The 7,886-nt window shown below is 64.4% G+C and carries 8 protein-coding genes and 1 pseudogene; 8 read left to right on the top strand and 1 reads right to left on the bottom strand.

What is annotated here, in order from left to right; translation table 11 throughout:
* The 5 genes and pseudogenes from ACYCUK_RS21895 to can form a co-directional block, all read left to right on the top strand.
* Positions 1–133: pseudogene (locus ACYCUK_RS21895) on the top strand (electron transfer flavoprotein subunit alpha/FixB family protein); the annotation flags it as partial.
* Positions 134–210: 77 nt separating this feature from the next.
* Entirely contained in the window at positions 211–1,995 is a 1,785-nt protein-coding gene (locus ACYCUK_RS21900) for an acyl-CoA dehydrogenase (RefSeq protein WP_461596738.1), read from the top strand.
* Between the two features lie 2 nt (positions 1,996–1,997).
* A complete protein-coding gene (locus ACYCUK_RS21905) occupies positions 1,998–2,960 on the top strand; it encodes an NAD(P)H-dependent flavin oxidoreductase (protein ID WP_461596739.1) in 963 nt (320 codons plus the stop codon).
* A 95-nt stretch (positions 2,961–3,055) separates the two neighbouring features.
* On the top strand, positions 3,056–3,412 hold the full coding sequence (locus ACYCUK_RS21910; protein WP_112486361.1) for an Mpo1-like protein: 357 nt from the start codon (positions 3,056–3,058) through the stop codon (positions 3,410–3,412).
* Between the two features lie 88 nt (positions 3,413–3,500).
* Entirely contained in the window at positions 3,501–4,169 is a 669-nt protein-coding gene (gene can, locus ACYCUK_RS21915; protein ID WP_112486360.1) for a carbonate dehydratase, read from the top strand.
* A gap of 38 nt (positions 4,170–4,207) precedes the next feature.
* On the opposite strand, the gene ACYCUK_RS21920 is transcribed toward can, so the two are convergent.
* The gene (locus tag ACYCUK_RS21920) at positions 4,208–5,200 is read right to left on the bottom strand and encodes a LysR substrate-binding domain-containing protein (protein ID WP_461596740.1); all 993 of its coding nucleotides are present in this window, start codon (positions 5,198–5,200) and stop codon (positions 4,208–4,210) included.
* 174 nt (positions 5,201–5,374) lie between these two features.
* On the opposite strand from ACYCUK_RS21920, the gene ACYCUK_RS21925 reads away from it, so the two are divergent.
* The 3 genes from ACYCUK_RS21925 to ACYCUK_RS21935 all read left to right on the top strand — a co-directional run.
* On the top strand, positions 5,375–6,796 hold the full coding sequence (locus tag ACYCUK_RS21925; protein ID WP_461596741.1) for a form I ribulose bisphosphate carboxylase large subunit: 1,422 nt from the start codon (positions 5,375–5,377) through the stop codon (positions 6,794–6,796).
* Between the two features lie 107 nt (positions 6,797–6,903).
* Positions 6,904–7,260, top strand: coding sequence for a ribulose bisphosphate carboxylase small subunit (locus ACYCUK_RS21930; RefSeq protein ID WP_461596742.1), 357 nt, complete (start codon positions 6,904–6,906; stop codon positions 7,258–7,260).
* 173 nt (positions 7,261–7,433) lie between these two features.
* On the top strand, positions 7,434–7,886 hold a 453-nt coding region (locus tag ACYCUK_RS21935), incomplete at its 3' end, for an ATP-binding protein (RefSeq protein ID WP_461596743.1).

The following is a 7,886-nucleotide window of genomic DNA, read 5'->3' on the forward strand; positions in this document are numbered from 1 at the left end:
GGCGGGGATGAAGGACAGCAAGGTCATCGTCGCCATCAACAAGGATGAAGAGGCGCCGATTTTCGGCGTGGCCGACTACGGCCTGGTGGCCGATCTGTTCACCGCCGTGCCGGAAATGGTCAAACAAATTTGACGCATCGAGCGCGTTCACGAACAGCAGAGGCCGCGCAGATGGCCCAACCAAAACTACGCCCCAAGCCGGAGACTCGCATGAGCTACACCGCCCCCGTCCGCGACATGATGTTCGACCTCGAACATCTCGCGGGCCTTGATTCCATCGCCAAACTGCCCGGCTTCGAGGACGCCACGCCCGACACCGCCCGTGCCGTGCTGGAGGAGTGCGCCAGGTTCAACCAGGACGTGGTCGCGCCGCTGAACCGCGCGGGCGACCTGCAGCCCAGCGCATGGAAGGACGGCGTGGTGACCACCACGCCGGGCTTCAAGCAGGCGTTCAAGCAGTACGCCGAGGGTGGCTGGCAAGGCTTGCAGCATCCGGCGGAGTTCAGCGGCCAGGGTCTGCCCAAGAGCATTTCCGCGGCCTGCACCGAAATGCTCAACAGCGCCAATCTGAGCTTCGCGCTCTGCCCGTTGTTGTCCGACGGTGCGATCGAAGCCCTGCTCACCGCGGGTTCGGACGATCAAAAACAGCGCTACATCCCGAAGCTGATTTCCGGCGAGTGGACCGGCACCATGAACCTGACCGAGCCGCAGGCAGGCTCCGATCTTGCGCTGGTGCGCACCCGCGCCGAACCGCAGGGCGACGGCAGCTACCGCCTCTTCGGCCAGAAGATCTACATCACCTATGGCGAGCACGACATGGCCGAGAACATCGTCCATCTGGTGCTTGCCCGCCTGCCCGACGCCCCTGCTGGGGTCAAAGGCATTTCGCTGTTCATCGTGCCCAAGGTGCTTGCTGACGGGCGGCGCAACGATGTGTGGTGCGCCTCCATCGAACACAAGCTCGGCATCAAGGCCAGCCCGACCGCCGTGCTGGTGTTTGGCGACGGCAAGGGCGCGGTGGGCGAGGGGGCATTGGGGGAGTTGATCGGCGAGGCCAATCGCGGCCTGGAATACATGTTCATCATGATGAACGCCGCGCGCTACGCCGTGGGCCTGCAGGGCATCGCGGTGGCGGAGGTTGCCTATCAAAAGGCGGCGGCTTATGCGAAGGATCGCGTGCAGTCGCGCCCGGTGGATGGCAGCGCGGCGCAGTCCGTCGCCATCATCCATCACCCGGACGTGCGCCGCATGCTCATGACCATGCGCGCCCTCACCGAAGGTGCGCGCGCGCTGGCCCTGGTGGCGGCCAGCCTGCACGACGTGGGCCGCGCCCACGCCGACGCGCACCAACGCGCAGCGCACGAGGCCGCGTATGAATTCCTCGTGCCGCTGGTCAAGGGCTTCTCCACCGAAATGAGCATCGAGGTGGCCAGCCTCGGGGTGCAGGTGCACGGCGGCATGGGCTTCATCGAGGAAACCGGCGCGGCCCAGTTTTACCGCGATGCGCGCATCCTCACCATTTACGAAGGCACCACGGCGATTCAGGCCAACGACCTGGTGGGGCGCAAAACCGTGCGCGATGCCGGCGCGTTGGCGCTGAACTTCGCGCGCCGTGTGGGGCAGACCGAAGAAGCGCTCAAGGCCACGGGCGACGCCCAGGCCAGCGCCATGGCCGCGCAACTCGCCACCGCACGCGCGGCCTACGAGCAGGTTGTGCAGTTCATCGCCGCCAACGGCAAGTCCAACCCCAACGCCGCCTACGCGGGCAGCGTGTCGTATCTCATGCTGGCGGGCATTTTGATGGCGGGCTGGCAACTGGCGCAAAGCTGGCTGGCCACGGCCCATCTGCCTAGTGAAGATGCCGCTTTTGCCCAAGCCAAGCGCAGCACGGCAGCTTTCTATTGCGCCCACATCCTGCCGCGCTGCGGCGCACTGCAAGACGCAGTGCTGCAGGGCGCGGACAGCGTGATGGCCTTGCCTGTGGAGGCGTTCTGACCATGGCGCTGCCCGCCGTTTTATCCACGCTTCGCCTGCCGGTCATCGGTTCGCCGCTGTTCATCATCTCCAACCCCAAGCTGGTGATTGCGCAGTGCACGGCCGGCATCGTCGGCAGCTTTCCGGCGCTCAACGCCCGGCCCGCCTCGCAACTCGATGCGTGGCTGGCCGAGATCACCGAGGCGCTGGCGGCGTGGGACAAGACCCATCCGGACCAGCCCGCCGCGCCGTTCGCGGTGAACCAGATCGTCCACCGCAGCAACGACCGGCTGGAGCACGACATGATGGCCTGCGCCAAGTACCGCGTGCCCATCGTCATCACCTCGCTGGGTGCGCGGCCCGAGGTGAACCAGGGCGTGCATGCCTGGGGCGGCATCGTGCTGCACGACGTCATCAACCAGGCCTTCGCGCACAAGGCCATCAAGAAGGGAGCGGACGGGCTCATCCTCGTGGCCACCGGCGCGGGCGGACATGCGGGCGTGCAGTCGCCCTTCGCCCTGGTGCAGGAAACGCGGGCTTGGTTCGACGGTCTGCTGGTGCTCGCGGGTGCCATCGCCCGTGGCGACGCGGTGCTGGCGGCGCAGGCCATGGGGGCGGATCTGGCTTATGTCGGCAGCGCCTTCATCGCTACCGAGGAGGCGCGGGCGCCGGATGCCTACAAGCGGATGATCGTGCAGGGTGCGGCGCAGGACATCGTCTACTCCAACCTTTTCACCGGCATTCACGGCAACTATCTGCGCGGCTCGATTGTCGCCGCGGGCATGGACCCCGACCACCTGCCGGAAGGCGACCCGAGCAAGATGGATTTCGCATCGGCCATCGGTGGTGCCAAGGCGTGGAAAGACATCTGGGGCTGCGGCCAGGGCATCGGCGCCATCGACCGCGTCTTGCCGGCAGCCGAACTCGTGGCCAAGCTCGGCCAGGAATACCGCGCTGCACGGCAGCGGCTTTGCATCGCGGCATGACGCGGCGCAACGGGCATCCGGCCATGCAATTCGCCCGTTTCGGCCTATGCTTGTCGTGGGCATTCCGCCCGCAGTCCTGATGGAGGAAGCTTGCCATGCGTGCCCGTCATCAAGCCAACGGCCCCATCGCCGCACCCAACCCTGCGCGCTTGGCGCAGTGCAAGACCTTCGCCGAGTTCTATCCGCTCTACTTGGCCGAGCACCGCAACCCGGTGTGCCGGCGGCTGCATTTCACCGGCTCCACACTTGCGCTGATCTGCCTGTTCTTCCTGGTGTTCACCGGCAACCCCTGGTGGCTGCTGGCCGGCGTGGTTTGCGGCTACGGCTTCGCCTGGGTCGGCCATTATTTTTTCGAGCACAACCGCCCGGCTTCATTCAAGCGACCCGTCTACAGCTTGATGGGTGACTGGGTCATGTGGTGGCAGACCCTGAGCGGGCGACTGGCGCTGTAAATCCGGTGCAATTCCAGGGAGTCGGCCTGGGCTAGGATGTTCATTGCCAGCGCGAGCCCGCGCTGGTGCGACCGCACAAGCCCTAGCCATGCCATCATCCCAAGACCCCGACTACGCCCTGCTGTTCGACAACAACCAGCGCTGGGTGGAGCGAACCAACAGCAGCAAGCCGGGCTTTTTCCAATCTCTGGCACAGCAGCAGGCGCCCAAGTATTTCTGGGTGGGTTGTTCGGATTCACGGGTTCCTGCCAACGAGGTCATCGACCTGGCGCCGGGTGAGGTGTTCGTGCATCGCAACGTGGCCAATGTGGTGCCGCATTCGGACCTCAACGCCCTGTCCACGCTGCAGTTCGCGGTCGACATTCTGCATGTCGAGCACATCCTGGTGGTGGGGCATTACGGCTGCTCGGGCATCCGGGCGGTGCTGGACAACACGCGGGTGGGCCTGGCCGACAATTGGCTGGGCCACGTGGGTGACGTGATGGAGCGCCACCTGGCCTTGCTCGACAGCCTGCCCGACGCGCAGGCCCGGCACGACCGGCTGTGCGAGCTCAACGCCCTGGAGCAGGCCCACAATGTCTGCCGCAGCACCGTGCTGCAGGATGCCTGGGGGCGAAACCAGCGACTGACGGTGCATGCCTGCGTCTATGGCTTGAAGGACGGCCTGCTGCGCGACCTGGGGTTCAATGTGCGCGAGCCGCACAAAGTGACCACGCAATACGCCCACGCACTGCACGGTTTGCGCCAGACGGGCTGAAGCCGCGCTTCGCGGTCAGTGCTTTGCGCAACGGCCGCCTAGGGCGACCGTTGCGGCTTGGACTTTGCCGGCGCCTTCACTTTGATTCCAGACTCGGGCGGCATGAAGGCGGGAATCTGCGGCAGGTAGCTTCGTGCCATGGCCTGACTTTCGGCCAGCATGAAATCCAGGAAGGTTTGCGCCACCACGGAAAGCTGCTTGTCGGCCGGGCGCAGCACATACCACTGGCGGCGAATGGGGAAGCCCTGCACGTCCAGCACCGTGATCTCGTCGCTGTTCTTCTCCAGCGCCAGGGTATGGGCGGAAAGCACCGCAAGCCCCAAACCGCCCGCCACGGCCAGCTTGATGGCTTCGTTGCTGCCGAGTTCCATGCGCACTTTGAGCGCCAGGCCGTGATCCTTGAAGTGATTTTCGGCCGCCAGCCTTGTGCCCGAACCGGGCTCGCGAATGAGGAAGAACTCTTGCGCCAAACGGGGCAGGGTGATGTTGCGCTCCAGTGCCAGCGGGTGCTCGTGCGGCGCCACCACCACCAGCGGGTTGTCGAGAAACGCTTCGGCGCGCACATCCATGTGCTCGGGCGGCTGGCCCAGCACGTACAGATCGTCGGCGTTGTCGCTCAGGCGCTGCAGCACCTTGCCGCGGTTGGTGACTTCCAGTGAGACCTCGATGCCGGGGTAGCGCTCGAAAAAGCGCCCGAGCAGGCGGGGAATGAAGTATTGCGCGGTGGTGATGACCGACAGGCGCAGCCGCCCGGCCTTCGTGCCTTTGAAGTCGGACACGACCATCTCGAACCGGGCCAGGTTGTCGAACATGGTCTGGCAGACCTTCAACAGATCCTGCCCCGCATCGGTCAGGTACAGTTTTTTGCCCACCTGTTCCAGCAGCGGCAGGCCGACGATTTCGGACAGTTGCTTGAGCTGGATGGACACCGTGGGCTGGGTCAGGTGCAGTTCCTCGGCGGCGCGCGTGACGCTGCGCAGGCGAGCAATGGACTCGAACACTTTGAACTGGCGCAGGGTGGCGTGTCGCATAGATAGGATTGCTGCGATGCAATATTCAACATAGATTGCTATCTATGATAGCGCGGTGTAAAAACAATTATTTTTTGCCGCCAAAGCCGACTACAGTTCGTTTGCTCGTCCGGGCACCATGCCATCTCACACGTGTCGGGAAGGCCCTCGTTTCAATCATGCAAGGAGTTTTCAATGGCCACTAAAACCTACAACGCCGGGGTGAAAGAGTACCGGCAGACTTACTGGGAACCGAATTACACCCCGAAGGACACCGACATTCTGGCGTGCTTCAAGATCACCCCGCAGCCGGGCGTGGACCGCGAGGAAGTGGCCGCTGCCGTGGCCGCCGAGTCGTCCACCGGCACCTGGACCACGGTGTGGACCGACCTGCTGACCGACCTCGACTATTACAAGGGCCGCGCCTACCGCATCGAAGACGTGCCCGGCGACGACACCTGCTTCTACGCCTTCGTGGCCTACCCGATCGACCTGTTCGAAGAAGGCTCCGTGGTCAACGTGCTGACCTCGCTGGTCGGCAACGTGTTCGGCTTCAAGGCCCTGCGCGCCCTGCGCCTGGAAGACGTGCGCTTCCCCATCGCCTACGTGAAGACCTGCGGCGGCCCGCCCAACGGCATCCAGGTCGAGCGCGACAAGATGAACAAGTACGGCCGCCCGTTGCTGGGCTGCACCATCAAGCCCAAGCTGGGCCTGTCGGCCAAGAACTACGGCCGCGCCGTGTACGAGTGCCTGCGCGGCGGCCTGGACTTCACCAAGGACGACGAGAACGTCAACAGCCAGCCCTTCATGCGTTGGCGCGACCGTTTTTCCTTCGTGCACGAAGCCACCCTCAAGGCCGAGCGTGAGACCGGCGAGCGCAAGGGCCACTACCTGAACGTGACCGCCCCCACGCCGGAAGAGATGTACAAGCGTGCCGAGTTCGCCAAGGAAATCGGCGCGCCCATCATCATGCACGACTACCTCACCGGCGGCCTGACGGCCAACACCGGCCTGGCCAACTGGTGCCGCGACAACGGCATGCTGCTGCACATCCACCGCGCCATGCACGCCGTGCTCGACCGCAACCCGCACCACGGCATTCACTTTCGCGTGCTCACCAAGGTGCTGCGTCTGTCGGGCGGCGACCACCTGCACTCCGGCACCGTCGTCGGCAAGCTCGAAGGCGACCGCGAAGCGACCCTGGGCTGGATCGACATCATGCGCGACGAGTTCATCAAGGAAGACCGCAGCCGCGGCATCTTCTTCGACCAGGACTGGGGCTCCATGCCCGGCGTGATCCCGGTGGCTTCCGGCGGCATTCACGTCTGGCACATGCCCGCGCTGGTTTCCATCTTCGGCGACGACTCCGTGCTGCAGTTCGGCGGCGGCACGCTCGGCCACCCCTGGGGCAACGCCGCCGGCGCCGCCGCCAACCGCGTCGCGCTGGAAGCCTGCGTGGAAGCCCGCAACCAGGGCCGCGCCATCGAGAAGGAAGGCAAGGAGATTCTCGCGGCTGCCGCTGCCCATAGCCCGGAACTGAAGATCGCCATGGAAACGTGGAAAGAGATCAAGTTCGAGTTCGACACCGTGGACAAGCTGGACGTCGCCCACAAGTAATCGGGCCTCGGGCATCGCGATGGCACGGTGCGGGGCTGCCTCGATCCAGTCCTGGCAAGTCCGCGTCCGCCCGATGCCCTGCCCCCTAACACCTCAAAGGAAATCAAATGTCTGAAGTGATGGATTACAAAAGCCGCCTGAGCGACCCCGCCAGCCGCAAGTTCGAGACCTTCTCCTACCTGCCCGCGATGAACGCGGCCAGCATCAAGAAGCAGGTCGAGTATTTGGTGAAAAAAGGCTGGAACCCGGCCATCGAGCACATCGAGCCGCAATACCTGATGGACTCCTACTGGTATATGTGGAAACTGCCGATGTTCGGCGAAACCGACGTGGACAAGGTCCTGGCCGAAGCCGAAGCCTGCCACAAGGCCAACCCCGACAACCACGTGCGTCTGATTGGTTACAACAACTTCAATCAGTCCCAAGGCGCGTCGATGGTGATCTTCCGCGGCAAGACGGTCTAAGCTGCGACGGGTGACCCGTACCGAGCCCCCCGTCGCCCGCAATCGGGCGCGGGGGGCTTTTGTTTGCCCGCGAATGGTTTGCCCACGTATGGCGCGTCAACAGGCCATTATGCCGTCACATGGTGCTCGCGCCATTCGTGGATCAATCGAAACGTCCCATGCAAGGAGCCAAGATGAACGACAACATCATCGACCAATACCGCATCACCAAGGAACCGTATTACCGCCCCGTCGCCGATGAGGTGGCCTTGTTCGAGGCGGCCTATTCGGTGCGCATGCCCATGATGCTCAAGGGTCCGACCGGATGCGGCAAGACCCGCTTCGTCGAATACATGGCATGGAAACTCAACAAGCCGCTCATCACCGTGGCCTGCAATGAAGACATGACCGCCTCCGATCTGGTGGGCCGCTTCCTGCTCGACGCCCAGGGCACGCGCTGGCAGGATGGCCCGCTGGCCATTGCCGCGCGCCACGGCGCCATCTGCTATCTCGACGAGGTGGTCGAAGCGCGGCAGGACACCACCGTGGTCATCCACCCCCTGACCGACAACCGCCGCGTGCTGCCGCTGGAGAAGAAGGGCGAGCTGGTGCATGCCCACCCGGATTTCCAGATCGTCATCTCCTAC

Source organism: Thiomonas sp. (assembly GCF_054608695.1).

Bases quoted from the DNA above. Each gene is read 5' to 3' on its own strand.
- ACYCUK_RS21905 (WP_461596739.1), top strand. From the start codon at position 1,998: ATGGCGCTGCCCGCCGTTTTATCCACGCTTCGCCTGCCGGTCATCGGT.
- ACYCUK_RS21920 (WP_461596740.1), bottom strand. From the start codon at position 5,200: ATGCGACACGCCACCCTGCGCCAGTTCAAAGTGTTCGAGTCCATTGCT.
- can (WP_112486360.1), top strand. From the start codon at position 3,501: ATGCCATCATCCCAAGACCCCGACTACGCCCTGCTGTTCGACAACAAC.
- ACYCUK_RS21925 (WP_461596741.1), top strand. From the start codon at position 5,375: ATGGCCACTAAAACCTACAACGCCGGGGTGAAAGAGTACCGGCAGACT.
- ACYCUK_RS21900 (WP_461596738.1), top strand. From the start codon at position 211: ATGAGCTACACCGCCCCCGTCCGCGACATGATGTTCGACCTCGAACAT.
- ACYCUK_RS21910 (WP_112486361.1), top strand. From the start codon at position 3,056: ATGCGTGCCCGTCATCAAGCCAACGGCCCCATCGCCGCACCCAACCCT.
- ACYCUK_RS21930 (WP_461596742.1), top strand. From the start codon at position 6,904: ATGTCTGAAGTGATGGATTACAAAAGCCGCCTGAGCGACCCCGCCAGC.